General features: G+C 62.6%; 21 protein-coding genes. 8 read left to right on the top strand and 13 right to left on the bottom strand.

The genetic code is table 11. The annotated features are described in order from the left end of the window. Nucleotides 1-25: 25 nt before the first annotated feature. From DAAHT2_RS07100 to fdnG, 5 genes are read right to left on the bottom strand one after another with little or no spacing between them, the layout of a single operon-like run. A complete protein-coding gene (locus tag DAAHT2_RS07100; RefSeq protein WP_013163611.1) occupies nucleotides 26-256 on the bottom strand; it encodes a hypothetical protein in 231 nt (76 codons plus the stop codon). A gap of 20 nt (nucleotides 257-276) precedes the next feature. Beyond that, on the bottom strand, nucleotides 277-1,236 hold the full coding sequence (locus tag DAAHT2_RS13880; RefSeq protein WP_013163610.1) for a formate dehydrogenase accessory protein FdhE: 960 nt from the start codon (nucleotides 1,234-1,236) through the stop codon (nucleotides 277-279). A 55-nt stretch (nucleotides 1,237-1,291) separates the two neighbouring features. Continuing rightward, a complete protein-coding gene (locus DAAHT2_RS07090) occupies nucleotides 1,292-1,933 on the bottom strand; it encodes a formate dehydrogenase subunit gamma (protein ID WP_013163609.1) in 642 nt (213 codons plus the stop codon). Further along, nucleotides 1,911-2,738, bottom strand: a complete 828-nt coding sequence (locus tag DAAHT2_RS07085; RefSeq protein WP_013163608.1) for a 4Fe-4S dicluster domain-containing protein — start codon at nucleotides 2,736-2,738, stop codon at nucleotides 1,911-1,913. The genes DAAHT2_RS07090 and DAAHT2_RS07085 overlap by 23 nt, the downstream gene beginning before the upstream one ends. After that, the gene (gene fdnG, locus DAAHT2_RS07080; RefSeq protein ID WP_157861436.1) at nucleotides 2,735-5,734 is read right to left on the bottom strand and encodes a formate dehydrogenase-N subunit alpha; all 3,000 of its coding nucleotides are present in this window, start codon (nucleotides 5,732-5,734) and stop codon (nucleotides 2,735-2,737) included. Before fdnG ends, DAAHT2_RS07085 begins: the two co-directional genes overlap by 4 nt. Before the next feature lie 301 nt (nucleotides 5,735-6,035). Here fdnG and DAAHT2_RS07070 point away from each other — a divergent pair, with 301 nt between their 5' ends. The 3 genes from DAAHT2_RS07070 (at nucleotide 6,036) to DAAHT2_RS13875 (ending at nucleotide 11,201) form a co-directional block, all read left to right on the top strand. Continuing rightward, on the top strand, nucleotides 6,036-7,388 hold the full coding sequence (locus tag DAAHT2_RS07070) for a sigma-54-dependent transcriptional regulator (RefSeq protein ID WP_013163605.1): 1,353 nt from the start codon (nucleotides 6,036-6,038) through the stop codon (nucleotides 7,386-7,388). Nucleotides 7,389-7,578: 190 nt separating this feature from the next. Beyond that, complete coding sequence (locus DAAHT2_RS07065; protein ID WP_013163604.1) at nucleotides 7,579-8,763, top strand: ABC transporter substrate-binding protein; 1,185 nt, start codon at nucleotides 7,579-7,581, stop codon at nucleotides 8,761-8,763. Next, nucleotides 8,760-11,201, top strand: coding sequence for a two-component system sensor histidine kinase NtrB (locus DAAHT2_RS13875; RefSeq protein ID WP_013163603.1), 2,442 nt, complete (start codon nucleotides 8,760-8,762; stop codon nucleotides 11,199-11,201). The genes DAAHT2_RS07065 and DAAHT2_RS13875 overlap by 4 nt, the downstream gene beginning before the upstream one ends. Nucleotides 11,202-11,354: 153 nt before the next feature. On the opposite strand, the gene DAAHT2_RS07055 is transcribed toward DAAHT2_RS13875, so the two are convergent. From DAAHT2_RS07055 to crcB, 8 genes are all read right to left on the bottom strand, one after another. Continuing rightward, a complete protein-coding gene (locus tag DAAHT2_RS07055) occupies nucleotides 11,355-12,311 on the bottom strand; it encodes a universal stress protein (RefSeq protein ID WP_013163602.1) in 957 nt (318 codons plus the stop codon). 109 nt (nucleotides 12,312-12,420) lie between these two features. Continuing rightward, entirely contained in the window at nucleotides 12,421-13,503 is a 1,083-nt protein-coding gene (locus DAAHT2_RS07050) for a KamA family radical SAM protein (protein WP_013163601.1), read from the bottom strand. Between the two features lie 145 nt (nucleotides 13,504-13,648). Next, entirely contained in the window at nucleotides 13,649-13,831 is a 183-nt protein-coding gene (locus DAAHT2_RS07045; protein ID WP_013163600.1) for a hypothetical protein, read from the bottom strand. Beyond that, nucleotides 13,828-14,547 carry an ATPase gene (locus tag DAAHT2_RS07040; protein ID WP_013163599.1) on the bottom strand — a complete coding sequence of 240 codons (720 nt, stop codon included), beginning with the start codon at nucleotides 14,545-14,547 and terminating at the stop codon, nucleotides 13,828-13,830. Before DAAHT2_RS07040 ends, DAAHT2_RS07045 begins: the two co-directional genes overlap by 4 nt. Next, the gene (locus DAAHT2_RS07035; RefSeq protein ID WP_013163598.1) at nucleotides 14,544-15,356 is read right to left on the bottom strand and encodes a hypothetical protein; all 813 of its coding nucleotides are present in this window, start codon (nucleotides 15,354-15,356) and stop codon (nucleotides 14,544-14,546) included. Before DAAHT2_RS07035 ends, DAAHT2_RS07040 begins: the two co-directional genes overlap by 4 nt. A 162-nt stretch (nucleotides 15,357-15,518) precedes the next feature. Beyond that, complete coding sequence (locus tag DAAHT2_RS07030; protein WP_013163597.1) at nucleotides 15,519-16,604, bottom strand: LptF/LptG family permease; 1,086 nt, start codon at nucleotides 16,602-16,604, stop codon at nucleotides 15,519-15,521. Next, on the bottom strand, nucleotides 16,601-17,797 hold the full coding sequence (locus tag DAAHT2_RS07025) for an LptF/LptG family permease (RefSeq protein WP_013163596.1): 1,197 nt from the start codon (nucleotides 17,795-17,797) through the stop codon (nucleotides 16,601-16,603). Before DAAHT2_RS07025 ends, DAAHT2_RS07030 begins: the two co-directional genes overlap by 4 nt. Before the next feature lie 317 nt (nucleotides 17,798-18,114). Further along, a complete protein-coding gene (gene crcB, locus DAAHT2_RS07020) occupies nucleotides 18,115-18,498 on the bottom strand; it encodes a fluoride efflux transporter CrcB (protein WP_041719463.1) in 384 nt (127 codons plus the stop codon). A gap of 124 nt (nucleotides 18,499-18,622) precedes the next feature. Here crcB and DAAHT2_RS07015 point away from each other — a divergent pair, with 124 nt between their 5' ends. The 5 genes from DAAHT2_RS07015 to DAAHT2_RS06995 all read left to right on the top strand — a co-directional run bounded on the left by DAAHT2_RS07015 (nucleotide 18,623) and on the right by DAAHT2_RS06995 (nucleotide 25,991). Beyond that, nucleotides 18,623-20,284 carry an ASKHA domain-containing protein gene (locus DAAHT2_RS07015; RefSeq protein WP_013163594.1) on the top strand — a complete coding sequence of 554 codons (1,662 nt, stop codon included), beginning with the start codon at nucleotides 18,623-18,625 and terminating at the stop codon, nucleotides 20,282-20,284. A gap of 171 nt (nucleotides 20,285-20,455) precedes the next feature. Continuing rightward, a complete protein-coding gene (gene msbA, locus DAAHT2_RS07010) occupies nucleotides 20,456-22,177 on the top strand; it encodes a lipid A export permease/ATP-binding protein MsbA (protein ID WP_013163593.1) in 1,722 nt (573 codons plus the stop codon). Between the two features lie 211 nt (nucleotides 22,178-22,388). Next, complete coding sequence (locus DAAHT2_RS07005; RefSeq protein ID WP_013163592.1) at nucleotides 22,389-23,435, top strand: DHH family phosphoesterase; 1,047 nt, start codon at nucleotides 22,389-22,391, stop codon at nucleotides 23,433-23,435. Nucleotides 23,436-23,457: 22 nt separating this feature from the next. Further along, nucleotides 23,458-24,723 (top strand): glucose-1-phosphate adenylyltransferase family protein, encoded by a 1,266-nt coding sequence (locus tag DAAHT2_RS07000; protein WP_013163591.1) that lies wholly within the window; start codon nucleotides 23,458-23,460, stop codon nucleotides 24,721-24,723. Next, nucleotides 24,720-25,991, top strand: a complete 1,272-nt coding sequence (locus tag DAAHT2_RS06995) for a glucose-1-phosphate adenylyltransferase family protein (RefSeq protein ID WP_013163590.1) — start codon at nucleotides 24,720-24,722, stop codon at nucleotides 25,989-25,991. The genes DAAHT2_RS07000 and DAAHT2_RS06995 overlap by 4 nt, the downstream gene beginning before the upstream one ends. The last annotated feature ends 2 nt before the right edge of the window (nucleotides 25,992-25,993 follow it).

The raw sequence follows: 25,993 nt of genomic DNA, 5'->3' as shown, positions 1-25,993 counted from the left end.
CAAACAAGGTGCCGCCGACCAACCGCTAAAAACAACCCAACTGGCACTGGTTGATGCGGATATCGAGAAAATCGGCCAAACTTCCCACCTCCCGGGCCGCCACCCCCAACTCGGCGGCAATGCCTCGGGCGGCGGCACAGGAAACCCGGTTGTCGCGGCTCTGCAGCCGCAGGCGGGTTTCAATCTGCCGGCGCACCTCTTCGGGCAGTCCGGCTATCTTACGCTCTGAGCAGCGTTTAGAGCAACTGTTTTTCATGGTGCACCTCGCACGTGACTTTATGGAGCCGGTTGCTCGGCGGGCTTTTCCGGGGTGGGGTGGTAACCCTTTTCCACTGCCAGTATATCAAGAAAACAGGTTCTGGCATTTTCCAGCAGCGGGCTGGGGCTGTGTAGCGGCGCGTTGTCGTCGCGCCGGTCGATGGTTTTCAGGTAACCTTTGCAAGCTTCGCAGTGATAGATTTTGTAGGCCTGGTCGTTGCCCACCAGCAGGTAGCCCAGGCGTTCAAAATCCATGTTGCCGCAATGGGGGCAGCCCATTCGCTTGAAATGCCAGCGCAGATCGCAGGGCAGGCAGAGCAGATAGCGTCGGCCGTGCTCGGCGGAACTCAACTCCGCCAGGTCCGGCTCCCGGCGACAGATCGGGCAGTGGCCCCGTTCATTGGTAATCAGCTCGGCCAGCTCTGCCTGGTAGCGGTGTCCGGCCCGGCGCCGGAAGGGGGCGGCGGCCCAGTGCAGCAGTTGCAGCAGGGTGTGTTCGTCCAGCTCCCGCTCGTAAGCCCACTGCTGCATGGTGGAGGTCAGCGCCTGTACGGCGGTGCGGGCCTCGCCCGGCTTGCCTTTGTCCGGAGCGGCGCCGGCAAACCATTCCTGGACGGGATCCAGGGCCGGCTGGTCGGCCAACGCCGGGGCGGTTGCCAGGTGCGGGGTCAGGGGGTCGTCGGGGAAATGCTGCCGGAACAACTCGCAAACCTGGCGCAGGTTGGTGGCCAGGGCCAGGAGATCAAACTCCACCAGCCCCATCTCCTCCAGCGAACCGTTGTTGCCCAGTTGCCGGATGGCCTCGCTCACCGCCGGCGCCGCCGGCGTTACTTGCGATTTCAACTCCCCGGTGCAGGTGTTGACCCAATCATCCAACTGGCGGCAGTAGGCAACCAGTTCCGGTGGGGCGGCGGGCAACTCGGTCCGCCGCAGATCCACCGGCTGGTCCTGCCTTGGGGTGGTCGTGGTTGCGTTCATAATGCTCCTTGTAATTCCGTTGCAAAAGCCATCCCAGGCCGTTTGAGGAGGGCCGTTAGGCCCGCTTTTTATATACCTGCTCGTACCAGCGGCCGTGGTTTTCCTTCATGTACTCTTCGGAAATCTCGCCACTGATCATGCCGCCGATGGCCTCGTTGGAAACCGGGTTGAGCAGGGCCAGGTAAATATGGCCGATGGCTGCCGCCACCCCGATGGCCATGAACAGGGCGTGCAGCGGGTACATGATGGTGGGCGGCGCGGCGCTGAGCCACAGAAACAGACCGCTGATGATCAGCCCCAGGCCGCAGACGATCTGGATCATGGAGTTGATCTTCTCGCCGCCGTTATAGAACCCCTGGGGCGGGATTTCCTTTTTGATGCCGAAAAACTTGGCCGGGAAGGCCTTTAAAAAGGCGGCATCGGCGCTGGTGAAGTTGAACACCTCGCTCAGCCAGGCGCCGACCTCCCGGGGCCGCATCAACAACGGCAGCACCACCGCGATCATTAAAAATACCGCCGCCACCCGGTGCACCACCATGGCCCCTTCCATGCTGCCGAAAAGCGGAATCATCCAGTCCAGGGCGCTGCCGAACTGGAGGTAGCCGGTGGTCGCCAGGGTGATGAAGCTGATGGCATACAGCCAGTGGCTGACCCGGATCGTGGCGCTGAAACGTTTAACCATTCTTTTGCTGCTCATCGTCGTAGCCTCCTTCCTCCAGTTTCGCGCTTTCCTTCAGTTTCATGGCATTCCGCCGGGAAATAATGAAGGCCAGACCGGTGGCCGCCAGGCTGGCGCCGATCAGGGCGCTGCCGAAGGGTTGCACCACATCTTTCCACAGGCCCAGGGTGAAGGGCAGGCGGGGATCTTCCGGCAACCCGTATTTTTCCGGGGCATCGGGCAAAATGTAAATCACCCCCAGCCCGCCCAGCTCATCCTTGCCGTAAATGCGGGAGTTGGGGTAGAGTTTTCGCGCCTGGGCCAGCCGTTCATCGGCCAGAGCGGCCATGTCTTCCCAGGTGCCGTACACGATGGCCCGGGGCACGCAGGTCTTGGCGCAGGCCGGCTCCCGGCCGTTGCTGATGCGGTCGTAGCAGAAGGTGCATTTCTTCATCTTCTGGGCCACCTCATCAACTTTCGGGATATCGAAGGGGCAGAACTGCACGCAGTGGCCGCAGCCGATGCAGTTTTCCTCGATCCGCCGAATGGTACCGTTCTCTTCCTGGACCAGGGCCTCGTTGGGGCAGGCCTTGAGGCAGCCGGCATCGCCGCAGTGCATGCAGGTCGCCTTGCGGAAATGCCAGGCCAGTTCACCGCGGCCCTTTTTCTCCTCGTAAAACCTGATCATCGTCCAACGGCCCGGGGAAAGGTCGTCGTGGGACTGGTAGCTGCCGGTGAAGGCACCGATTTCCCCCGGCAGCTGGTTCCAGCGCTTGCAGGAAACCTGGCAGCCCCGACAGGCGGTACAACGGGTTATGTCGATCAGTCTTGCCATTCTGCTCATGATGTCACCTTTCTGATGTCCACAAGGAACGCCTTGTATTCAGGGATCGAGGTATTGGCGTCGCCCACGTGGGGGGTGAGGTTGTTGGCAATATCGCCGGTCACCAGGCCCTGAAAGCCGAAGTGCCAGGTCAGGCCCACCTGGTGGACATTGCGACCGTTGATCTCGAACATGTGCGACCGGGGGGTGACCATGGCCATGGCCCGGGCCTTGCCGCGGGCGGAGACCAGTTCCACCATCTCGCCGTTACTGATGTTCCGTTCCCGGGCCAGATCTTCGCCGATTTCCACAAACGAAGAGGGCATCAGCTCGGCCAGCCAGGGCATGTTGCGGCTTAGAGCACCGGTGTGCCAGTGCTCGCAGACCCGCCAGGTGGAGCAGATCAGCGGAAATTGTTCAAAGTCGCCCAGCGATTTGTCGCCGTCGGTGCCGGTAAAATAGGCCGGGTTGTTCTGGCGGCGGTTGAAGACGTTGTGGGTGGGGCTCTCCACCGGCTCGTAATGCTCGGGCAGCGGCCCGTCGTTCAAGGCGCCGATGGCGAACAGCCGGGATTCGCGCTCGGTGAGCATGATAAAGGGTTTTTTGCCCAACGGGGCGTCCGGCGGCATGGTGGGGGCGAAGTCCGGCACGTCGTAACCGGTCCATTTGGCGCCGTCCCACCACAGGTACCGGCGCTCCTCCGACCAGGGGTTGCCGTCGGGGTCGGCGGAACAGCGGTTGTAGATGATCCGCCGGTTGGCTGGCCAGGCAAAGCCCCAGCCCGGATGCGCACCCCAGCCGCCGGGGTCGTCCAGCACCCGGTTCTGGGTGCGGTTGCCCAGCTCTTCGGTGTACATCCCGGAATAGATCCAGTTGCCGCAGGCGGTGGAGCCGTCGTCCTGCAGGGCGCCGAAGCCGGGCACCAGCTTGTCGGTGGTCAGGTTTTTGCCGTTGATCTCCCGCATCACCGCATCGATGAAATCGGTCTGGCTGCGCTGCGGATCGGGGTAGTCCCAGGTCAGCTGCTTAATCGGCGCGTCCTGGGCCAGGTCACTGGCAGCATAGAGCGCCTTCAGGCGCTTGACCAGTCGGTCGAGGATGAATGATTCCTGGCGGACGTTGCCCGGGCCGTCCACCGCCTTCCAGCGGTACTGGATCAGCCTTCCGCTGTGGGTGAGCGACCCTTCCTTTTCCAGGAAGGTGGTCACCGGCAGCAGGAAAACCTCGGTGTCTATGGCGGCGGGGTTGGCGCCGGGGCGTTTCCAGAAGGCGCTGGTCTCGTTTTCGAAAGGATCGAGGCATACCAGCCATTTGAGGTTTTCCACCGCCTTTGATTCCATGGTGGAATGGGGTCCGGAAACCACCGGGTTCTGCCCCCAGACAAAAAGCCCTTCCAGCTCTTTATGGTTGTACAGATTTTCAAACAGGGCCATGTGGGAATAGTTCTTGCCCGCCTGGGCCTTGGGCAGAAAATCGTAGGCGAAATCGTTGTCCGGATTGGCAGCCTCACCGTACCAGGCCTTGAGCAGGCTGGCGATCCACTTGGGCCGGTTGCTCCAGAAAGCGGGTGCGGCCGGTGTGGTGGCGTTGTAGGCCTCCAGGGTCGGTTGGCCGGTGGTGGGGCAGGGCATGTAGCCCGGCAGCAGGTGGAAGAGGCAGGCCATGTCGGTGGAGCCCTGGACGTTGGAATGCCCCCGCAGGGCGTTGACCCCGCCACCGGGCAGGCCCATGTTGCCCAGCAGGGTCTGGATAATGGCCATGCAGCGCACGTTCTGGGAGCCCGAGGTGAACTGGGTCTGGCCCATGGCGTACAGGATGGAGCCGGCCTTGCCCACCTGGCCGGTGGAGCTGAACAGCTCGTAAACCTGGCGCAGTTTGTCCACCGGGGCGCCGCAGGTGCTGGCCACCGCTTCCACCGTGTAGCGGGAGTAATGGCGTTTCATGAGCTGGAAGACCGAACGGGGGTGCTGCAGGGTCATGTCCTTGCGGACATTGCCCTGCTCGTCTCGCTCGTAATCCCAGCTGGTGCGGTCGGTGTAGGCGCGGCGGCCCTCGTCGTAGCCGGTGAAGAGCCCGGTTTCCGGGTCGAAGCTGAAACCCTCCTTGATGATGGAGGCGGCGTTGGAGTAGTGGGCGATAAAGTCCTTATGATACTGCTCGTTTTCCAGAATATAGTTGATCATCCCGCAGTAGAAGGCCAGGTTGGTGCCGCTGCGGATCGGGCAGTAGAGATCGGCCCGAGCCGAAGTCCGGGTAAAGCGGGGATCGACGCTGATGATTTTGGCCCCACGATTGTCGCGGGCCTCTTGCAGCCAGGAAAATGATACGGGATGGTTTTCGGCGGCGTTGCTGCCGCAGATCAGGGCGACATCGGTGTTCTTGAAGTCCACCCAGTGGTTGGTCATTGCACCTCTACCGAACGTGGCCCCCAGACCGGCGACCGTCGAACTGTGTCATATTCGTGCCTGGTGTTCGATATAATTCACCCCCAGGCCCCGCATCAGTTTGGAAATAAGGTAAAGATCCTCGTTGTTGAGGATGGAACTGCCCAGGCTGCCGATGGCCTCGGTGCGGTTGACCGTCACCCCGCCGGTGGTGCGCTGGAAGGTGCGGTCCCGGGTGTCCTTGACCAGGCTGGCGATGCGCTCGATGGCCCAGTCCCAGGAGCGGATCTCCCAGCGGTCGGAACCCGGGGCGCGATGCAGGACGTTGGTGACCCGTTCGGGATTGTCATGGGTCTGCTGAACCGCCGCTCCTTTGGAGCAGTTGGAGCCCCGGTTGCTGGGGTTGTCCGGATCACCTTCGGTGTGGATCAGCTTGCCGTCCACCACCTGGGCGATTACCCCGCAGCCGCCCGAACAAAAACAGCAGATCGAAGGGTACTCCCGGGCCTGGGCAATCCGCAGCTTGCTGCCGGCGGCGTAAGCCTTGGTCCCGGCCAGACCAACCCCGCCGGCGGCCACCGCCCCGGCCCCGGCCCCCGCCAGTTTCAGCAGGTTTCTTCTAGACAGTTTCATCGCTTCAGGCCTCCTTGACTGTGGTTAAAATGGCATGGTGTTCGCAATGCTTCACCCATGCCTTCTGCAAACCATGTACCAATTACCGTGGGGGTAAGTGATGGCGTGTGTAAACAATAAGTTAAGGCGGGGGCGGGCGGTTGGACAAGGCGCTGCGGGAATTGAAACTTTGTATACTTTTGGCGTTGGGTGTATACTTTTGATGCAGTGTGGCCGTTCAGCAGGAGGGGAACGTCAAGGTCTTTGGTTTTGGCAACGCGGTTGGGGCAAAAATACCGGCACTGTGGAGAAGCATTTATAAATGAAGGGCACGGTTTATATCTGTGACGACGAAGAGGGAATGCTGCGCTACCTGCGCAAAAGCGTTTCTGAATGGGGTTATGAAGTAAAAACCCACTCCTCGGCCTTGGCGCTGCTGCGCTCCCTGGCGGAAGATGGGCCGCGGGGCGGGGTGCTGCTGCTGGATATCCGCATGCCGGAGATGGACGGCCTGGAGGTGTTGAGCCGGGTTAAAGCACTGCGCCCGGAGCTGGGGGTGGTCATGATGACCGGCTACGGCACCATCGACTCGGCGGTGGAGGCCATCAAGCTGGGCGCCTTTGATTACCTGACCAAGCCCTTTTCCGAAGAGCGGCTGGCGGCGGTGATCGGGCATTGCCTGGAAAATAGTCGCTTGCGGGAGGAAGGTGGCGATACCACCGGCCCCTGCCCGTCGGCCCCGGCCGAGGAACTGGTGTTTGCCAGCCCCCGTTTTCGCGAAACCTTTGAACTGGCCCAGCGGGCCGCCGCCGGTGACGTCAACGTGCTGCTCCAGGGCGAGAGCGGCACCGGCAAGGAGTTGATCGCCGCGGAGATCCACCGGGCCGGGCCCCGCGCCCGGCGCTGTTTCCTGGCCCTCAACTGCGCGGCCTTGAACGACAATCTGCTGGAAAGCCAGCTTTTCGGGCACCGCAAAGGGGCCTTTACCGGGGCCGACAGCAGCCGCCGGGGCCTGCTGGAAGAGGCCGACAGCGGCACCCTGTTCCTCGATGAGGTGGCGGAACTGAGCACCCACTTGCAGGCCAAGTTGCTGCGGGTACTCCAGGACGGCGAATTCATCCCGGTGGGGGCCACCCGGGCGAGGCGGGTGGATGTCCGTTTTGTCGCCGCCACCAATAAAGATCTTGAGCAACTGGTGGCCAAGGGCGAGTTTCGCGAGGATCTCTATTACCGCCTCAACGTTTTTTCCCTGTATTTGCCCCCCCTGCGGGAACGCCCCGAGGATGTGCCCTTGCTGGCCCGCCACTTTCTCGACCGGGCCTCCGCCCGTCTGGGGCGCGAGGTCGACCGGATCAGCGATGCGGCTCTGAAGGTGCTGACCCGCTATTCCTGGCCGGGCAACGTCCGGGAGTTGCGCAACGTCATCGAACGCGGCGCCATTATCGCCCGGGGCCGCAGCCTGACTCCGGACGACCTGCCGGAGCACGTCAAGCGGCCGCAGCCGGGGGTGGCCGGCACCGCTCCCGTCACCCTGGCCGAGGCCGAGCGCCGCCAGGTGGCCAGTATCCTGGAACGGGCCGGCTGGAACAAAAGCCAAGCCGCCCGCATGCTGGGCATCACCCGCCGCACCCTGGATCGCAAGATCCTCGACTACGGCCTCACCCCGGCCCCGTGATCAGTTACTTTGTAACCGTTCACCAGGGGTAATAACTTATCGGTCTAACGGGCCGTAATCGTTCAGCAGTGGCGCAGATTCGGGTAAGCAGCCAGGCGCCGCGTACACCGGGTACTCAAGCCTGGCTGATCGCCCGAAGGTGCGGTGCTGCTGAACGATTACGTTACTTTGAACAGTCGTAAGGAGTATCATGCCTCGTTTGTTTTTCTTCCTCTGCCTGTTGTTGATCTTGCTGCCCGGTACCGGCCGGGCCGGGGAGATCGTGCTGGGCATGTCCACCGCCCTTTCCGGCCCCACCGCCGAGCTGGGACAGGCCATGCGGGACGGGGTGGAACTGGGCCTGGAGCGGGTCAATCAGCAGGGCGGGATCAACGGACAGCGTCTGCGCCTGATCGCCCTGGATGACGGCTATGAACCGGCCCGCACCGCCCCCAACATGCGGCGGCTGATCGAAGAGGAAAAGGTGCTGGCGATCATCGGCAACGTCGGCACTCCCACCGCCATCGCCGCCCTGCCGCTGGTCCGTGAGCACCGGGTGCTCTACTTTGCCCCCTTTACCGGTGCCGGGGTATTGCGGCATGAGCCGCCCGAGCGCTATGTCATCAATTTCCGAGCCAGCTACGGCCAGGAGATCGCCACCATGATCCGGGCGCTGGTGGAAGACGCCGGTCTGGCCCCGGAGGAGATCGCCTTTTTCACCCAGCGCGACGGCTACGGCGACGCCGGCTTTGCCGGCGGACTGGCGGCCTTGCGCCGCCACGGGTTGACCGATGAACGCCAGGTTCTCCATGTCCGCTATCCCCGCAACACCCTGGCGGTGGAAAACGCTCTGGCCGATATCCTGCTGGCGGAGCGGACGCCCCGGGCCATCATCATGGTGGGCGCCTACGCCCCCTGTGCCAAGTTCATCCGGCTGGCCCGCCAGGCCGGCCTGAACAGCCTGATGCTCAACGTTTCCTTTGTCGGCGGTGATTTTCTGGCCCGGGAGCTGGGGCCGGAGATTGAAGGGGTGGTGGTTACCCAGGTGGTGCCCCACCCCCGGCAGCGCGAGTTACCGCTGGTGGCCGATTTCCGGCGCGATATCGAGACCTATGTGCAGGATATGGCTCCCAGTTTCCCGGCCTTGGAGGGTTATATCGCCATGCGGCTGTTGGCCGTGGCCTTGGCGGAAATCGATGGTGAACCCAGCCGCGAGGGCCTGGTCGAAGCCCTGGAGGCCTTGGGGGAGTTTGACCTGGGCCTGGGCCGCAAGCTGTTCCTGGGGCCAAAGCGCCATCAGGCCAGTAACCAGGTCTGGCCCACGGTGTTGCGGGCCGGGGGGCTGGAACCCCTGGATGAAACCGGCATTGCCGCCCTGGTCCCGGTGGCGCCATGAGCGAGCCCATGAGTGAGCCCATGGACGAGCATGGAAAAGGGCAAGAGCATCGTCGGACCATCACCTTCCTGGTCTGGACCCTGGTGGCCATCGGGCTGCTGGCCGGGGCCTTCACCAACGGCCTGATGGTCTGGACCCTGCTGGACCTTAACCGTGAACGGCTGCAACTGCTGGAAGAGGACTGGCAACTGGGCGAGTTGGCCGCCCGGCTGCAGCGGCTGGGCCAGGAGGTCGACAGTGACCTGACCTTGCTGCTGCAGGGTTTGGCCGCCGCCGATTCAGCCTCCTCGTCGGCCGCCTTCAATGCCGCGGTGGCCGACCTGCGCCATGAGCTGGAGGATTATCGCGGCATGCCCGCCCTGGCCGATCTGTCGGCGGCCGCCGCCGAGCTGACGGTGTTGCACAGCCGGGCGATGGAGTGGCGCCGCCGTTATCGGCCGGTGGCCGACGACCAGCAGGAAAAAAGAACCTTGGGCCGGGTGCGCCTGGTGCTGGAGGAGATGCGGGCGGCGGCGGAAACCCTGGAAGGCCGGCAGCGCCTGGCCGAGGCTTTGGCATTGCGCCGCTGGCGGCAAGCCGGGGTGGAGCAGGCCCCGGCCCTGGCCCAGGAATTTCTGGAGCAGCACGCCCGGAGAGGGCCCCGCAGCGGCCCGTTAATGATCAAGGAGATTCGCAGCGAGTTGGCCGAACTCTCCCGCCTGGTGGAAACTCTGGCCGGCGAGGATCAGCTTGATCACCTGGCCGACCTGCGGGACAATCAACTCAAGCAGGTGCTGGAGCGCTTGGAGCGCCAGCTTTTGTTGTTGGCGGAGGAAAACGGCCCGGTGGCGGGCCTGGAGGGGGAAAAGGTGGCCGCCCTGCGGGAGTTGATTTTCGGCCGTGGTTATGCGGTGCTGCCCGAATATCAGACCATCCAGCCCGGGGAGGGCGGGTTGTTCCGGCTCAGCGGCGATGTGCTGCAACTGCGGCGGGAACGGGAGGCTTTGCAGATGCGGGCCCGGGATCTGTTTGCCCGAACCGAGCGGATTTACCCGGTGTTGGCCGATCTGACCCGGGCGCGCAGCGCCGCCATGACCGACCACGCCGAGGCCATGCTGGCCCGGGTGATGCTCAACTTGTTGCTGCTCAGCATCCTGGTGCTGGGCGGTTTTCTCGGCCTGGGCTGGTTGATCGGCCGACGGGTGAACAACCAGGTGCGGACCATGACCCGGCTGCGGCGAGACAACGAGCTGATCCTGCAGTCCGCCGGCGAAGGGATTCTGGGGCTGGATGCCGCCGGACGGGTTTCTTTTGTCAACCCGGCCGGTTCCCGGCTGCTGGGTGGTGAGGCGATGGAAATCAGCGGCCGCTGTTTCGATCATATCGTCTCCCGGCCGGGAGTAGATAGCGGCTGCGGACCACATTCCTCGGTGCTGGCGCAGGTTCTGGGCCGGGGGCAAAGCGTGCACGAAGACGATTATCTTATCCAGCGCCTGGACGGCAGCCGCTTCCCCGGCGAATTCACCGCCAATCCCATTTACAACGAGCAGGGCGAAATCGAAGGCGCGGTGGTTACCTTCCTGGATATCACCGAGCGCCGGCAGGCCGCCCGGGCCCTGGAACGTACCTGCCTGGAACTGGATGAACTCAATCGCAGCCTGGAGGCCAAGGTGGCGGCTCGGACCCGCGACCTGGAAGAGAAGAACCGCGAACTGCTCCAGGCCCAGGAAGAGCTGGTACGCAAGGAAAAGCTGGCGGCCATCGGCCTGCTGGGCGCCGGGGTGGCCCACGAGATCAACAACCCGGCGGCCATCATCCGCGGCAACATGGAGATTATCCGCCGGCGCCTGGCCGGGGGTGACGGGACCGGGGAGGTCGCCGAGGAAGTGGCCGAGGAAGTGGCGGAGATCCTCAAAAACACCGAGCGTATTTCCCGGATCACCCGCAGCCTCCTGCTCTTTGCCAGGGAAGAAGAAGAGGCGGCGGCCCCGGCCGAGGAGGTGCGGGTCAATGAGTTGCTGGATGAAATCGTCGCCCAGGCCGCCCACCAGGTTGACTGCGCCGGCCTGGAGGTGAAGCGCGATTACGACCGGCAGTTGCCGCCGCTGTTGGTCGACCAGGAAAAACTGCGCCAGTTGTTCACCAACCTGGTGATCAACGCCGTCCAGGCCATGGAAGGGCAGGGGCGGCTGCAGTTGCTCACCCGGCTGGCGACCGGCGAGGTGGAAGCAGATGGCAGTAAGGGCGACTGGCTGGAGGTGGTGGTGGGCGATACGGGGCCGGGGATCGCGGCGCCGGCCCGGGGTGAGATTTTCAATCCTTTCTATACCACCAAAAAGAGCGGTGCCGGCCTTGGGCTGGCGGTTTCCTACGGCATTGTCCAGGCCCTGGGCGGTGAGATCACGGTGGACAGCCAGCCCGGCCGGGGCACCTCAATCAAGGTCCGCCTGCCGGTGTAATCGTTCAGCGGCACCGCATCTTCGGACGATCAGCCAGGCTTACGTACAGGGGGTACGCTGCGCCTGTCTGCAAGACCAAACCTGCGGCACGGCTGAACGATTACAGCCCGTTAAACCGGCAGGTTAGCACCCCTGGTGAACGGTTAAGCGTCACTAACCAACCACCCAGACCGCCACCTGTTCGGCCATCAGCAAAACGCGGTCGGAAACCCCGCGGAACAACCCTTTTTTGGCCTCGGCGCCGCGGCGGCCCAGGACGATGGTGCCGTAGCCGTCGATCAGGGCCTGGCGGACGATCTGGCGGCTGGGCTCGAAGCCCTTGCTGGTCTCCAGCTCATGGATGCGCTGGGCGGGGAAGCCGGCCTCGCTGAGGATCCGGCGGGGGGCATGAAAGATATTATCCGCCTGTTCCAGGTGCATAGTGCACCATTCCCGGCCCCAGCGCCGGTAACAGTCCTCGGGCCAGCTTTGGGGGCGTTCGGCCAGAATGGCGGTGGAGTGAAAAAGGGTGATTTCCGCCGTGGGGTGCTCATGGAGCATGAAGGCCAGGTGGTCCACTGCCAACAGGGCGTAAGGACTGCCATCCACCGGCACCAGGAAGCGGTGGGAGTCGATTTTACCATCGATGATCCATTGGGGAATGTCGTGGCATTTTTCCAGCAGACTGACCGACACCCCACCCAGCAACAGCTCTTCCAGCTTGGTCATCCCCCGGCGGCCCACCACCAGGGCGTCGAACATCCCCCGCCGGGCCTCGGCGGCGATATCGGCGGCCAGGTTGCCGCCACTGATCTTTACTTCTTCCTCAATCCTCTCCGGGGCCACCCCTTTAGCGGCCAGAAAACCGGCGGCCTGGTGCAGGAAGCCCTTGTGGCTCACCAGCTTTTGCCGGGCGGTGGGGCTCAGCATGTTGACTCGCTCCGCCTCGCTGAGCCACTCGCTGCCCGGCGGCAGGTGTACCCCGGGCACCAGGCTGAAGAGCTTGAAATGCACCTCCGGCCGGGCGGCAAACAGCCCCGCCAGATAGTGCAGGGCGTTGCGGCTGTGGATGGAGCCGTCGATGGCCACCAGCAGTTTGTGGCCGGCACCTGAAACTGAATCGGTATTCATAATCCGTCAGCATAGCATTGCCGCAAGCTACGGCCAAGCAAAAAAAAACAGTCGACCGCCGTTCACCAAGGGTGGTAACTGGTTGCAATAACGGGGTGTTAAGTGACGATTACCGGGGGTTGGGATACTGGCAGGGCAGGCCCTGGTAGTTGGTGAAGATCAGCTTGTCGCCCAGGCTTTGCAGGTAGTCCGGGGTCAGTGGAATTTTGCCCCGGCCTTCGGGGGCATCCAGGGCGAAGGTGGGGGTGGCCAGGCCCGAGGTGTGGCCAATCAGCTCCCGCATAATGGCCAGGCCCTGTTCCACCGGGGTGCGGAAGTGGTCGGTGCCCCGGCTTAAATCGCCCTGGAACAGGTAGTAGGGCTTAACCCGGATTTTCAGTAACCCGCGCATCAATTCCCGGATGGTGGCGGCATCGTCGTTGACGCCCTTGAGCAACACCGTCTGGTTACCCAAAGGGATACCGGCGTCGGCCAGTCGTTGGCAGGCCCGGGCCGCCTCCGGGGTGATCTCCCGGGGGTGGTTGAAGTGGGTGTTGATAAAAAGGGGGTGAAACTTTTTCAGCGCCGCCGCCAGTTTCAGCGTAACCCGCTGGGGCAGGGTACAGGGCACCCGGCTGCCCAGGCGGATTATTTCCAGGTGCCGAATGCGCCGCAGCCGGGTGAGCAGCGGTATCAGCCGGCCATCGGGCAGCAGCAGCGGATCGCCGCCGGAGATCAGGACGTCGTGGATGGCGGGGGTTTGTTCAAGATAAGCCAGGGCCGCATCCAGTTGCGCCGCCGAGCCAGCGGCCGCCATCTCCCTGGTGCCCACCTTGCGTTTGCGGGTGCAAAAACGGCAGTACATGGCGCACTGGCCGGTGACCAGCAGCAGGGCCCGGTCCCGGTATTTGTGGACCAGGCCGGGAACCGGGCTGTAATCTTCTTCTCCCAGGGGGTCGGCCGGGCAGACGGTATCCTCCAACTCCCGAACATCCGGCACCGCCTGCCGCCAGATGGGATCCCCCGGCTGGTTAATCAGGCTCAGGTAATAGGGGTTGATCCGCAGCGGGTAGCGCGCAGTTACCGCTTTCAGCGGCGCCGGGTCAAGCCCGAAGCGGTCGGCCAGCGCTTGCGGACAGGTAATGGAGGCGGCCAGCAGCCGCTGCCAGCGGGGCCATTGGGGGGTAGTGGTGGCAGAAGTTTGCATGGACATAAGCCAATTCTAATTTCAAATTTAAATTTAGTCACAACACCGTAATCGTGCAGCAGTGCCGCAGATTGCGGCAAGCGGTTCGGCGCCGCGTACCCCAGGTACGCAAGCCGGGCCGATCGCCGCAAGGTGCGGTGCTGCTGCACGATTACGACTTGGGGCTGAATAGCTGGCAGTGTATGCCGGAGTTGCTGAACACCACCAGGGCCGGGTTCTGGGCCGACTTGAAACCCATGGCCCGGCAACCGTAAGGGGTGGCCTGTTCGTGGGTAATATAGAAGTGGCGGCAGTGGAAGCAATATGGCCGCTGCTGGGCGTTGGTCGTGCTCATTGGACACCGCCTTCAATTTTTTCCGGTGTCCGGCTGGCCTGGCTGGCCCGGCTGGGTTGACCGGCGGGGGCTTGGCCGAGTTTTTGCCGCATCCCTTCCAGGAGTACGAAGCGGCCCAATGGCACCACCGGGCAGGGAAAACTGCCGACAAAAACCGGGTTTTCGCACAGGCCGCCGGAAAGATAGATCTTGTCCGGCTCCCCGGCAAAGCGCCAGGAGTTGCGGGCGATTCCCCGGATCAGGCGGGCCACCGCCTCGGCCTCGGGCACCCCGTTGACCACCGCGTCGAAGATCTCACTAAGCCCCAGAACGCCGCAGGTCACCGGAAAGCTGCGCTCGGGCAGCGGCATGGTCCGGCAGTCCAGTTGGTAGTAACGCTCCAGCAGCTCGATGGTAAAGCCCATGGAGGCGCCGCATTCAGCGTTCCAGCCCATGTCGGCCAGCTTGCCTTGCCGGTAGCGGACGAACTTGATGTCCCGGCTGCCGCAGTCCAGCAACAGGAAGTCCGCCTCGCCAATCAGGGCCTCGCCGCCCCGGGCCAGCGCGGTCAGTTCGTTGACCTGAAGGTGCCCGAAGCGGCGGGCGTTATGGCCGGTGGCCAGGTCCACCCGGAAATCTCCGGGCAACTCCCGGGTGGCGATAATGCGGGGCTGGGTGGCGGCTTGTCCAAGGTCCAAAATCTTGCTGTAAGAGGTGCCGAAATCGCCCAGAATCATGATGCTGCTCCGGTTAGTTCAAAAAAGGCCTGGATTTTAGCCCGGGCGCTGCCCCCTCCCAACTGGTCGGCGTCCAGGTAAAGGGCCATGGGATGGCGGGCGGCCAGAAAACGGGCCAGAGCGGTTTTGGGGCAGAAGCTCTGGGCGTAAAAGACGGTGGGGATTTCCGGGTTAAAATGGCTTTCCAGGTCGTGGTCGGCAGGGGTCTTATTTTCCATGCAGCGGGTCCAGCCGTAAATGTGGGTCTGGGCGGGAAACAGCTCCAGCAGGGAAAAATCCCGCGGCGGCACCCCCCAGAAGCCGGCCCGGGGCGGGCAAGAGGGTGGGGCCGAGGCCGGAGGCTGGGCCAGTTTGACCCCGGCGGTGATGCGTTGCATCTTTTCCGGCAGGGGCAGGGCGCTGCGGCAGAGAGGATTACCCAGCGGTTGCCGGTCCTGGTTGTCGCAGGCCACCACCGGGATGGTCAGTTCGGCGGCCAGCAGCCGGGCGGTATAGCGGGCGCCGTCGCACTTGCCGGCGCCGGTGTCGATGAAGACGGCATCCAGCGGCAATTGCCGGGCATTGGCACAAACGGTGCGCAGGATGGCGCAATATACCCCGGGCAGCAGTTCGGCGGCTTCCGGGTTGGCCGCCACCAGGGGTTCGTCAAGGTCGTAAATCGTCACCTGCTGCCGGTTTAACCGGGTAATCAGGCTGCGGGGCGGTACCCCTACAATACCGGCCTTTTTGATCTTTGCCCAGTCAACCTGATTTGCCTCGATTGGCGGCTTGGAGTTCGGCAAGTTGTTGTGAAAACGATGGAGCGACATAAGTGTAACCGTTCACCAGGGGTGCTAAACTGTCGATCTAACGGGCCGTAAGCGAACAGCCGTGCCGCAGGTTCGGGCAAGCAGCCAGGCGCAACGTACCCCCTGTACGTAAGCCTGGCTGATCGCCCGAAGATGCGGTGCGGCTGTTCGCTTACACATAGGTTAAGTGTCTTGGCGCAGGATAAAGTAAAAGCCCAGGGAGCCGGCCAGCAGGTGCACCAACCAGGCCGCCAGAGCCGGTGAGAGGTGCCCGGCACTGGCCAGGGCCTGGCAGATGCTCCACAGGCCCCAGACGGCGAAGGCCATGATGCAACTGGCGGGCACGGCCAGGGCCAGGTCGCGGCCCCGGCCCCGGTGCATGGCCAGCAGCAGTGGAATGCCCACCAGCAGCAGGGGCAGGCCCAGGAAGATATAAGAGATTTTTTGCTGCAACTCAAGCCTTGCTTCATACCGCCGGGGGCTGTCCTCCGGGGCCAGGGCCCGGGCCAGCAGTTCGCTTAAGGGGCGTTCGGCCAGGGCGTAGGGGGGCAGGAAAAAATCTTCCGGGCGTTCCGGCAGTTCAATGGTCATTTCGTTGAAGATGGTGGTTCGGTACTGGTCATCGGCGGTCAGAACCTTAAGCTGACCGTCAAGCAGGGTCCAGCGGCCAGCTTCCCAGTGAGCTATGGCCGCCGTAAGCAGCCTGGCCAACTGGTACTCCTCGTTCCAGGCGGTAAAAGAAAAATCCGGCAACCCGGAGGCGGGGTCATCGGGTTGGGCAAAGGAGTAAATCCCCTTGGCCCCCCGGTAGTAGATGCGACCGTTGCGCTCAATGCCCTCGGGGGTCTGCTGGCGCACCTCCTCGTACCAGAGCCGGTTGGTTTCCGCCAGGGTCGGGGGCAGCAACCACTGGCCGGCGGCCAAGGCCAGGCCGCTGAAGAACAGGGCCGCCAGCAGCAGGGGGCGAATAATCCGGCGCACACTCAACCCCCCGGACTTAAGAGCCATCAGTTCGTTGTGGCGATTGAGCACCCCCAGGGTGATGATCCCGGCCAGCAGCAGGCAGACGGGGATCAACTGTTCAAAGATCAGGGGGATCTTGAGCAGCAAATAGGTGATCGCGGTGCCGATGCCCAGGCCGGCATCAAGAAAGCTGTCCACCCGTTCAAAAAAGTCGATCAGCAGATAGATGGCCACCAGGCCGCCCAGCACCAGGGCCAGGTTGCGGGTAAACTGCCAAAAGAGATAGCGGTCCAGCAGCATGATCATGCCGGTCTCCTTTGGTTCGCCGGGCGGTTCGTCGGGCGCAGGCGCTGCAGCAGGTTGGAACCTGCTTCCAGGGTCCGTTCCAGCCAGGGGTTGCCCAACTCCAAAGCGGTTTTTCTGGTCAGGTAAACGGTAAAGATGGCGAACACCAGGTTGGGCAGCCACATGGCCGGGCCCAGGGGCAGCTGGCCTCCTTCCGCCAGGGTCTTGGCGGCGGTGAGCAGAACGTAATAAGCAATGAAGGAAAGCAGGCCCAGCGGCACGCCCAGGGCCTGGTGGGGGGTGCGGCTGAGCAGGGTCAGGGTTATCCCCAGCATGGCCAGGATAAAGGCGCCGGCCGGCAGCACCAGCCGCTGATGGTATTCGATCAGGTAGGTTTTATAGCGGGAGTGTTCCGGGCCCAGCTTGGCGGCGGTTTGCCGTAGTTCGTCCTGGGTCATGCCGTGTCTGCCGGTGCGATCGGCAAAGGCGGCGGGTGGGGTCAGGGGGATTTCCAGGTGGTAGCGGCCGAAATGGATGGTCTGGGTTTTCTCCTGGACGGCTCGATGCATGGTGCCGTCGTGCAGGGTCAGCATGATCCGGCTGCCGGCGGTATCGGCCTGAAGCTGACCGTCTGGGGCCATGACCGTCACCGGGTGGTCGGGATCGCGCAAGTCGGACAGGTAGACCCCTCGCCAGGCGTTGTCGGGGGTTACCTCCTCTACATAAAGCACCACCTGCGGCAGTCCCTCGCTGAAGGTGTTTGGTCGCACGCCCTGTTCCACCTTGGTTTTGGCCAGGTGCCAGAAAAGCTGGTTGGTGGCGATGGTGCTTTTGGGGATCAGCACCGTGGCGGTAACCAAGGTGAGCAGGGCGGTGACAGCCCCCAGCAGTAGCACCGGGGGCAGCATGCGGTAAAGCCCGATGCCGCTGGCTTTCAGGGCCATGATCTCATAATCGCCATTCATCCGGGTAAAGGCGATGATTACCCCCATCATGCAGGCCATGGGCAGGGAGAAGAGCAGCAGCCGGGGAGACATGTAAAGGCAGATCCGAGCAAAATCACCCAGCCCCAGCCCCAGGGCAAAAATCTCGTCCAGCAGCGGAATCAGCCGGCCCAGGAAAAGAATGGCGTTGATCACCAACAGTGCGGCAAAAAAAGGGGCCAGCATTTCGGTGAGCAAATAGGTATAAAGCAGCAGTGGAATTTTTTTCATAAATGAAGCCGTTGACTAAACGTAAGCGTTCACCATGGGTACCAACTTATTAGCGGTAACTGATCGCTTACCTCATGATCCAGGAACCCGTCAAAGTCATTGGTTGTTGCACCGGGGTGGGGGCCGCGAAACCCGGTAGCGACTCATTGTCGGCAGTTCTGCCGACAAAAACAGACTAAGCTCGGCGGGCATCCATGCCCGCCTCCGAGGCGCCCGCCGCCTCCTGCACGTCCATGTGCCCGGCGGCGGGCGAACCCGTCGCTACCGGGTTTCGCGGCCCCCGTCCAGTTGCCAGGCGACTTTGACGTTGCCCTGCCTCATAATCCATGGTGCAGGCGGCGGGCCAGCATCATCCCGGCCACGGCCAGGAGGATGCCCAGCGTGTTGCTGATCATGACGTAGGCCGCGGCGATTTTCCATTCGCCGACCCGGATCAGGTCGAGGGTTTCCCGGGCAAACGTGGAAAAGGTGGTAAAGCCGCCCAGCAGGCCGGTGAACAAAAAGAGGCGCCATTCGTGGGTCAGACGACTGCCTTCAAGAAAATACCAGAGCAGGCCGATGGCCAGGCAGCCCAGCAGGTTGGCGGTCAAGGTGCCGACAGGGAACAGGGGGCCTCCCGGGCGCTGGGTAAAAATAAAGACCAGGTGGCGAAGCATGGCACCCAGGGCGCCGCCGGTGGCAATGGCAATAAGTTGGGTCATGATGTTATATTGCGTCCCTTCAAGGTTGCTTTTGGGGCGATTGGCGTTTTCCCGCCGCATGTTGTATCGTGCCAAGATCACTAGGGCGATTATAAACAAAAAAATATTATAACCTGATATACCGATGAGCGCACTGGTTAGAATACTCTCTTTGGCCGCCCCTCCCCCCAGCCTGGACGACAATACCGGTGACCTGGATCGCCTGCAAAGGGCGGTGACGGGGCATCCGGAATGGGGCGGCGGCGGCCTGCGGGTGCCGTACCGTTGTCTGGCGGCGGTGGCGGCGGATTTCCGGGGGTGTGGTTTCAAGGGTACGGCGGTGCTCCACGAAATTCCTCCGCCGGCAGGTTTGCCGGTCGATGAAGGGGCGGCGCCCGATTTTGAGCTGGTTGATTTCCTGCCCGCCCCGCCCGCCTGCCTGCCGGCCCTGGCCCTGGACCTTGGCACCACCCATTTGGAGGCGGTGCTGCTGGATCTGCTCAGTGGCGCCGAGTTGGCCAGGGGCAACCGGGCCAACAGCCAGATCGCCTACGGGGCCGACATTCTAAGTCGCATTCAGGCGGCGGGCCAGGGAGAGCGGTTGAGTGGCCTGGTCGAACTCCACCGGGCGGTGATTGCCGACGTCAACGTGCTGGCGACCGAACTGGCCGCCCAAATCGGGATGAAAAGTGAGCAGATTCGGGCCCTGAGCTTGGCCGGCAACACCGTCATGGGGCATTTTTTTCTGCAGCTGAACCCCTATCACCTCTGCCGGGAACCATATATTCCGGTGGTCAACGCCCCGGGGCCGGCGGCGGCGGCGGAGCTGGGGCTGGCGCTGCACCCGGCGGCGCCGGTGCACCTGTTGCCGGGGGTGGGCAGTTATTTCGGCGGCGACCTGTTGGCCGGGATTGTGGCCTGTGATCTGGACCAGGCCGAGGAGCCGGCCATGCTCATCGATGTCGGCACCAATGCCGAGGTGGTGGTGGGGTGCCGGGATTGGCTGGTGGCCTGTGCCGGGGCCGCCGGCCCGGCCCTGGAGGGAGGAGTGGCCAAAATGGGGATGCGGGCCGGGGCGGGGGTGATCGAGCGGGTAAAGATTGAGCCGACCACCGGCGAGTTGTCGTATCAGGTGATTGGTGAGCCACCGGCCGCGGAGAGGCCAGGCAAGGAGGGGGAATTTCCGGCCAACGGGCCGGAGCGCGGCTCCGAGCCGCCTCGGCCCCGGGGAATCTGCGGCTCGGGGATGATCGATCTGATGGCCGAACTTTTTATGGCGGGAATTATTGACATCCGTGGTAAATTCAGGCCGGAAAGGATGGGGGGCCGGCAATTGACCGGACCCGACGGTCTTGCCTTCGTGGTGGCCTTCCCCGAGGAGGCGGCCGGAGGCGAGGCGGTGACGGTGAGTCAGGTGGACCTGGATGCCCTGATGCGCTCCAAGGCCGCCATGTATGCCATCTTGGGCACTTTAATGGAAAAGGTGGGGCTGCCCTTCACGGCCCTTGCCTGTATTTATGTGGCCGGGGCCTTCGGGCGCCATATCAACCCGCGCCAGGCGGTGGTGCTGGGGATGATCCCCGACCTGCCCCTTGACACCTACCGGCCGGTGGGCAACAGCTCTTTGGCCGGGGCCTGCCGTTACCTGCTGGAAGCCGGGGTGCGGCGGCGCATTGCCGCTGTTGCCCGGAAAATCACCTATATCGAACTGAACGTCAATCACGAATTTATGATCCGCTTCTCAGGTTCACGCTTTATTCCGCACACCGATCGCGGTCTCTTTCCCTCGGTGGTGGTGCCGGAATAGCCGCCCAAGCGTAAGCGATCACCGATCGCCGCCGAAAGCGGCGATCGGCCCGGCTTGCGGAGGGGACAGTTTTGAAAACTGTCCCCGATTGCGCGGCACCCTGTGACCGCTTACCCCGTGGCCCCTGTGGTCAGTTACGTTAACAAATCACCCAAAACAAAAAAATAAAATATGAATAACAAAGAACTGTTACTCCGGATTTATCGTTGGATTCACCCCTATCGTGGCCGGCTGGCCCTGGCCATGGTCTGCATGGTTCTGGTGGCCGCCTTCAGCGCCGCCCAAGCCTACATGGTCAAGCCGGTGCTGGACCGGATCTTTTTCGAGCATGACCGGGCTTTGCTGGCGGTGCTGCCCCTTGCCCTGGTCCTGATCTTTCTGGGCAAGGGCGTGATGTACTATGCCTACCACTATCTGCTGGACACCGCCGGGCAGCGGGTGATCCGAGACCTGCGCAAGCAAATTTTCGCCCATATTCATGCCCAGCCCATGTCCTTTTTTCTCCGTACTCCCACCGGTGAATTGATTTCCCGGGTGATTTCCGATGTCAACCTGATCCAGGGGGCGGTATCCAAGGCCCTGGTCGGGGTGTTGAAAGAGATGGTGATGGTGGTATTCCTGGTCGGGGTTGCTTTTTACCTGGACTGGCAGTTGTCGCTGGTAACCCTGGTGCTGCTGCCGATTTCGGCGGGGGTGATCTATCATTTCGGTAAAAAATTCCGGCGCAACAGTACCGTCAACCAGCAGACCGTGGCCCTGATTTCCCGGGCCCTGCACGAAACCATCGGCGGGCAGCGGATCGTCAAGGCGTTTGGCATGGAGGAGTATGAGAAGCGGCGCTTTGGCAAACTGGTGGAAAAGCTCAACAAGATCATCGTGCGGGATATCCAGATGCGCAGTCTGCAGCACCCGGTGATGGAGATGCTGGGCGGGCTGGCCCTGGCCGGGATTATCTGGTACAGCGGCTACAAGGTGCTGGACGGCCAATCCACCCCCGGCACCTTTTTCGCTTTCCTGGCGGCGTTGCTCATGGCCTATGAGCCGGTAAAAAAATTGAGCGGCTTAAACAGCACCATCATGAAGGGGCTGGCGGCTTCGGTGCGGGTGTTTGATCTGCTGGATATCAAGCCGGCCATCACCGATGCCCCCGGCGCCAAGGTTTTGCCCCCCTTTCGGGAGCGCATTGAATTTTGCGATGTTTCTTTTAGTTACGACGGCAAAAAACCGGTGCTGCAGGAGATTAACCTCCAGGTGCCGGCGGGGCAGGTGCTGGCCATCGTCGGCCCCAGCGGTGGCGGGAAGACCACCCTGGTCAACCTGATCCCCCGTTTTTTCGATGTTACCGGCGGGCAAATCCTGATTGACGGTCAAGATCTGCGCCAGGTGACCATAGACTCCCTGCGCGACCAGATCGCCATTGTGGAGCAGCAGACCATCCTGTTCAACGATACGGTGCGGAACAATATCGTTTACGGCGACCTTGATCGTTCTGAAGAGGAAATTCTTGATGCCGTCCGGGCGGCCCATGCCTACGATTTCATCATGGCCCTGCCCGAGGGATTGGATACCCTGATCGGGGAGGGAGGAGCCCGGCTGTCCGGGGGGCAGCGGCAGCGGCTGGCCATTGCCCGGGCGCTGCTCAAAGACGCCCCGATCCTGATCCTCGATGAAGCCACCTCGGCCCTGGACACCGAAGCCGAACGGGAAGTGCAGAAAGCCCTGGAAAATCTCATGGCCCGGCGCACCACCTTTGTCATCGCCCACCGCCTGTCGACCATTAAAAATGCCGACCGGGTGATCGTGATGCAGGACGGGCAGATTGTCGAGCAGGGAGACCACCATAGCCTGCTGGCCCAGAACGGGGTTTATGCCAGCCTGCACCAGATGCAGTAAGCCCGGCGGAGGTAACCGTTCACCAGAGGTACTAACCTACAGGCATAACGGGCCGTAAGCGAACAGCAGTGCCGCAGGTTCGGGCAAGCAGCCAGGCGCAGCGTACCCCCTGTACGTAAGCCTGGCTGATCGCCCGAAGATGCGGTGCGGCTGTTCGCTTACGTGTCTTGCCGCTTGCCCGGAGCCGGGGGAATATGGTATAGGTCGGGCCATGAAGAATAATGGTTCCGTTGCCAGAAAGCAGGCTAACCCCCGGCTTGGCCCCAACCCCAACCGCAAGCGTAATTCCAAAAAAACGGCCAAGGACCGCCTGCAGGAGTTCTGGGGCGTGTTCGACAAGGAAGACAACGTCCTGGTGGTGATCAATGCCGACCCCGACGCCCTGGCCAGCGCCTTTGCCGTTAAACGGCTGCTGCGGCACCGGGTGAAAAACGTCACCATCGCCTATCCCAACGAAATCCGCCGGCTCAACAATCTGGTGATGCTGGATTTGTTGAAAATCCCCGCCGAGCGGTTGCATACGGTCAAGCTAGCGGATTACTCCAAGAAGGTAATGCTGGACTCCCAGCCCAGCCACTTGCCCAGCTTTGAGAATATCGATTTTGATGTGGTCATCGATCACCACCCCGCCACCAAGGGGTGGCTGGCCACCTTCGTCGATATCCGCAAGGAATACGGGGCCACCGCTTCGATGATGGTGGAGTACCTGCGGGCCGCCAATGCCCGGCCCTCGGTGGCACTGGCCACCGCCCTGTTTTACGCCATCAAGGTTGATACCCAGAATTTTGAAAAGCGGGTCACCCTCTCCGACGCCATTTCCTTTCGCTATCTCTTCAACCTGGCCAACCTGAACCTGGTGCGCAAGATCGAACTCTCATCCCTGCGGCGTTCGGAGCTTAACTACTTCCGCACCGCCTTGAACGAGATGAAGCTCAGCAAGCAGCGGCTGTACGCCCATGTGGGCAAGGTGCCCAGCCCCGATATTCTGGTGCTGATTGCCGACTTCTTAAAGCAGGTCCATGAAGCGGCCTGGGTTTTTGTTTCCGGCATCCACCACGATAAACTGGTGGTAATTTTCCGCTGCGACGGCTACAAAAAGAATGCGGGCCGGTTGGCGGAGAAGATTTTTGGCGGCAACGGCAGCGCCGGCGGCCACCGAGAGGCGGCCCGGGCGGAAGTGCCGCTTAAAAACATGGAAAAAGAGGCCGCCGAGATCAGCACTAACTCCCTGATCCGCCTGACCACCAAACATATGTAACAGTGCAACAAGGAGGAGCGCGATGCGGAGACTCAAGCCCGAGGTGATGGCGGTGATTCTGGCCGGCGGACGGGTGGATGAGTTGAGCGTGCTCACCGCCCATCGGCCCAAGTCCGCGGTGCCGTTCGGCGGCTTTGCCCGGGTGATCGACTTTGCCCTGAGCAACCTGATGCAGTCGGGCCTGGAGCTGGTGGCGGTGCTGAGTCAGTACCGCAGTTTCTCCCTGATCAACCACCTGGGGATCGGTGCCTCCTGGGATATGGTCGGCCGTTATCGCGGGGTTTACGTGTTGCCCCCCTACCAGGGTTTCGGTCAGAGCAGCTGGTACCGCGGCTCGGCCGATGCGGTGCGCCAGAATCTTGATTTTATCCAGTTTCATGAGCCGGAAACCGTTTTGGTGATCTCCGGCGATCACATCTATCACCAGGATTACCGTAAAATCATCGAATACCACCGGCAAAAGGATGCCGATTGCACCATGGCCTGCGTTGAGGTGCCGCGGGACAAGGCGCATCGCTTCGGGGTGGCGGAGATCGACGACGAAGACGGCGAGACCGGCGGTCGGGTGCTGCAGTACCGGGAGAAGCCGGAAAAGCCGGAGTTTACCTGGGCCTCCATGACCGTTTACTGCTTCAAACCCAAGGTGCTTTACGAACTGCTGGAGGCCAACGCCCGCGAGGATGAATCCTTTGAGTTCGGCCGCGATATCCTGCCCAGGGCCATGATCGCCCACAAGAAAATTTACGGCTACAAATTCCACGGTTACTGGGGTTATACCCGGACGGTGGAAGAATACTGGCAGACCAGCATGGACCTGCTGGGACCATCTCCCCGCCTGCCCATGGATCAGTGGGGTTTGCGCACCAACCTCGATCATCGCGGCATCAGAGATTACCAGCCGCTCAAGGTGGGGGCCAAGGCGGTGGTGAGCAACAGCCTGATCTACAACGGCTGCGTGGTGGAGGGAACGGTGGAAAACTCCATCCTCTTTCCCGGGGTGCAGGTAAAAGCCGGGGCGGTGGTGCGCGACTCGGTGCTTTTTTTCGATAACGTGGTGGGGCGCCGGGCCCAGCTTGACAAGGTGGTGAGTGATGTCAATGTCACCGTCGGCGATGAGGTGCAGATCGGTTCCGGTGCGTCCGATCTGGAAGCCGGAGTTACCGTGCTCGGCTGGAATAACCAGATCCCGGCGGGGATGCTGATCGGTGCCGGTTGCACCCTTTATCCGGCCCTGGGACCGGAAAAGATGGCCCGCAACCGGATTGCCGACGGGGAGGTGGTGCGGTGATTCGACAAAAGGACGAACCGTTGGTGTTGCTGCTGGCCGGCGGGGTCGGCAGCCGGCTTAACAACCTGGTCCAGAGCCGGGCCAAGCCGGCGGTGCCCTTTGCCGGCATTTACCGGATCATCGATTTTTCCCTCAGCAACGTGATGAACTCCGGTTTTTCCCAGGTGGGGGTGCTGACTCAATACAAACCGCTGTCGCTGATGCGCCACCTTGCCAATGGCGCCGCCTGGGACCTTACCGGTCGCACCCGCGGGGTCAAGATCCTGCCGCCGCGCACCGGCTCCCGCGATTCCGACTGGTACAAGGGCACCGCCGATGCGGTACGCCAGAATATCGATTTTATCAGGGCCCACCCCAGCCCGGAGGTGATCATTCTATCCGGTGATCATATCTACAGCATGGATCTCGACGACCTGCTGCAGGCGCACCGGCGCAAGGGGGCCGACATGACGGTGGCCACCATGGTGGTGCCCAAAGAGCAGATCCACCAGTTCGGCACCGCCATCACCGATTCCGACGGCCGGGTGCTGGAGTGGGAAGAAAAGCCGGCCCATCCACGCACCGACCTGGCTTCCATGGGCATTTATGTGCTCAACACCGATTACCTGCTCAATACCTTGGAGACCTACCGGGACGATACTGATTTCGGGATGGATATCATCCCCCGGGCCATTGCCGCAGACTGGGTTTATGCCTACCCGTTTCGGGGCTACTGGCGTGATGTGGGTACCATTCAGGCCTACTGGGAGGCCAATATGGATGTGCTGCGGCCGGATTCGCCCATTGCCCCGCAAACCTGGGGGATCAGGCCCAACCCCGAGGCCGAGGGGCTGCCCTACGATCGTTGCCCGGCCCGCCTGGTGGGGGCCGGCAGGGTGCAGAATGCCCTGGTGTCCGCCGGCTGTGTTATCGAGGGGACGGTGATCAACTCGGTGCTCTCGCCCGGGGTTCGGGTGGAGGCCGGGGCGGTGGTGCGCGACTCCATCCTCTTCCACGACTGCCGGGTGGGCGCCGGGGCGGAGCTTGATCTGGTCATTCTCGACAAACGAGTCACGGTGGGAGCGGCGGCGGTGGTCGGTTGCGGCGGTAAGCGGGAGAAGAAACAGCTCAACCGGGAGCATCCCAAGCATCTGTACAGCGGTATCACCCTGGTGGGCAAAGGGGCGCAGATTCCCGCCGGGGCGGAAATCGGCCGCAACTGCATCATCGCCCCCGGGCGGAGGGCCGAGGAGTTCAACGGGCCGCTGGCCAGCGGTGGCAGCTTATAATA

The organism is Desulfurivibrio alkaliphilus AHT 2, assembly GCF_000092205.1.
Taxonomy (GTDB): Bacteria; Desulfobacterota; Desulfobulbia; order Desulfobulbales; family Desulfurivibrionaceae; genus Desulfurivibrio; species Desulfurivibrio alkaliphilus.
Note: the sequence above shows the minus strand (reverse complement) of the source record. Positions and strands in the feature narration are given on the sequence as shown.

Bases quoted from the DNA above. Each gene is read 5' to 3' on its own strand.
- crcB (WP_041719463.1), bottom strand. From the start codon at position 18,498: ATGACCCAACTTATTGCCATTGCCACCGGCGGCGCCCTGGGTGCCATG.
- DAAHT2_RS07005 (WP_013163592.1), top strand. From the start codon at position 22,389: ATGAAGAATAATGGTTCCGTTGCCAGAAAGCAGGCTAACCCCCGGCTT.
- DAAHT2_RS07090 (WP_013163609.1), bottom strand. From the start codon at position 1,933: ATGAGCAGCAAAAGAATGGTTAAACGTTTCAGCGCCACGATCCGGGTC.
- DAAHT2_RS07040 (WP_013163599.1), bottom strand. From the start codon at position 14,547: ATGATTCTGGGCGATTTCGGCACCTCTTACAGCAAGATTTTGGACCTT.
- DAAHT2_RS07085 (WP_013163608.1), bottom strand. From the start codon at position 2,738: ATGAGCAGAATGGCAAGACTGATCGACATAACCCGTTGTACCGCCTGT.
- DAAHT2_RS13875 (WP_013163603.1), top strand. From the start codon at position 8,760: ATGAGCGAGCCCATGAGTGAGCCCATGGACGAGCATGGAAAAGGGCAA.
- DAAHT2_RS07050 (WP_013163601.1), bottom strand. From the start codon at position 13,503: ATGTCCATGCAAACTTCTGCCACCACTACCCCCCAATGGCCCCGCTGG.
- DAAHT2_RS07030 (WP_013163597.1), bottom strand. From the start codon at position 16,604: ATGATCATGCTGCTGGACCGCTATCTCTTTTGGCAGTTTACCCGCAAC.
- DAAHT2_RS07035 (WP_013163598.1), bottom strand. From the start codon at position 15,356: ATGTCGCTCCATCGTTTTCACAACAACTTGCCGAACTCCAAGCCGCCA.
- DAAHT2_RS13880 (WP_013163610.1), bottom strand. From the start codon at position 1,236: ATGAACGCAACCACGACCACCCCAAGGCAGGACCAGCCGGTGGATCTG.
- DAAHT2_RS07025 (WP_013163596.1), bottom strand. From the start codon at position 17,797: ATGAAAAAAATTCCACTGCTGCTTTATACCTATTTGCTCACCGAAATG.
- msbA (WP_013163593.1), top strand. From the start codon at position 20,456: ATGAATAACAAAGAACTGTTACTCCGGATTTATCGTTGGATTCACCCC.
- DAAHT2_RS07100 (WP_013163611.1), bottom strand. From the start codon at position 256: ATGAAAAACAGTTGCTCTAAACGCTGCTCAGAGCGTAAGATAGCCGGA.
- DAAHT2_RS07070 (WP_013163605.1), top strand. From the start codon at position 6,036: ATGAAGGGCACGGTTTATATCTGTGACGACGAAGAGGGAATGCTGCGC.
- DAAHT2_RS07015 (WP_013163594.1), top strand. From the start codon at position 18,623: ATGAGCGCACTGGTTAGAATACTCTCTTTGGCCGCCCCTCCCCCCAGC.
- DAAHT2_RS07055 (WP_013163602.1), bottom strand. From the start codon at position 12,311: ATGAATACCGATTCAGTTTCAGGTGCCGGCCACAAACTGCTGGTGGCC.
- DAAHT2_RS07045 (WP_013163600.1), bottom strand. From the start codon at position 13,831: ATGAGCACGACCAACGCCCAGCAGCGGCCATATTGCTTCCACTGCCGC.
- DAAHT2_RS07065 (WP_013163604.1), top strand. From the start codon at position 7,579: ATGCCTCGTTTGTTTTTCTTCCTCTGCCTGTTGTTGATCTTGCTGCCC.
- DAAHT2_RS07000 (WP_013163591.1), top strand. From the start codon at position 23,458: ATGCGGAGACTCAAGCCCGAGGTGATGGCGGTGATTCTGGCCGGCGGA.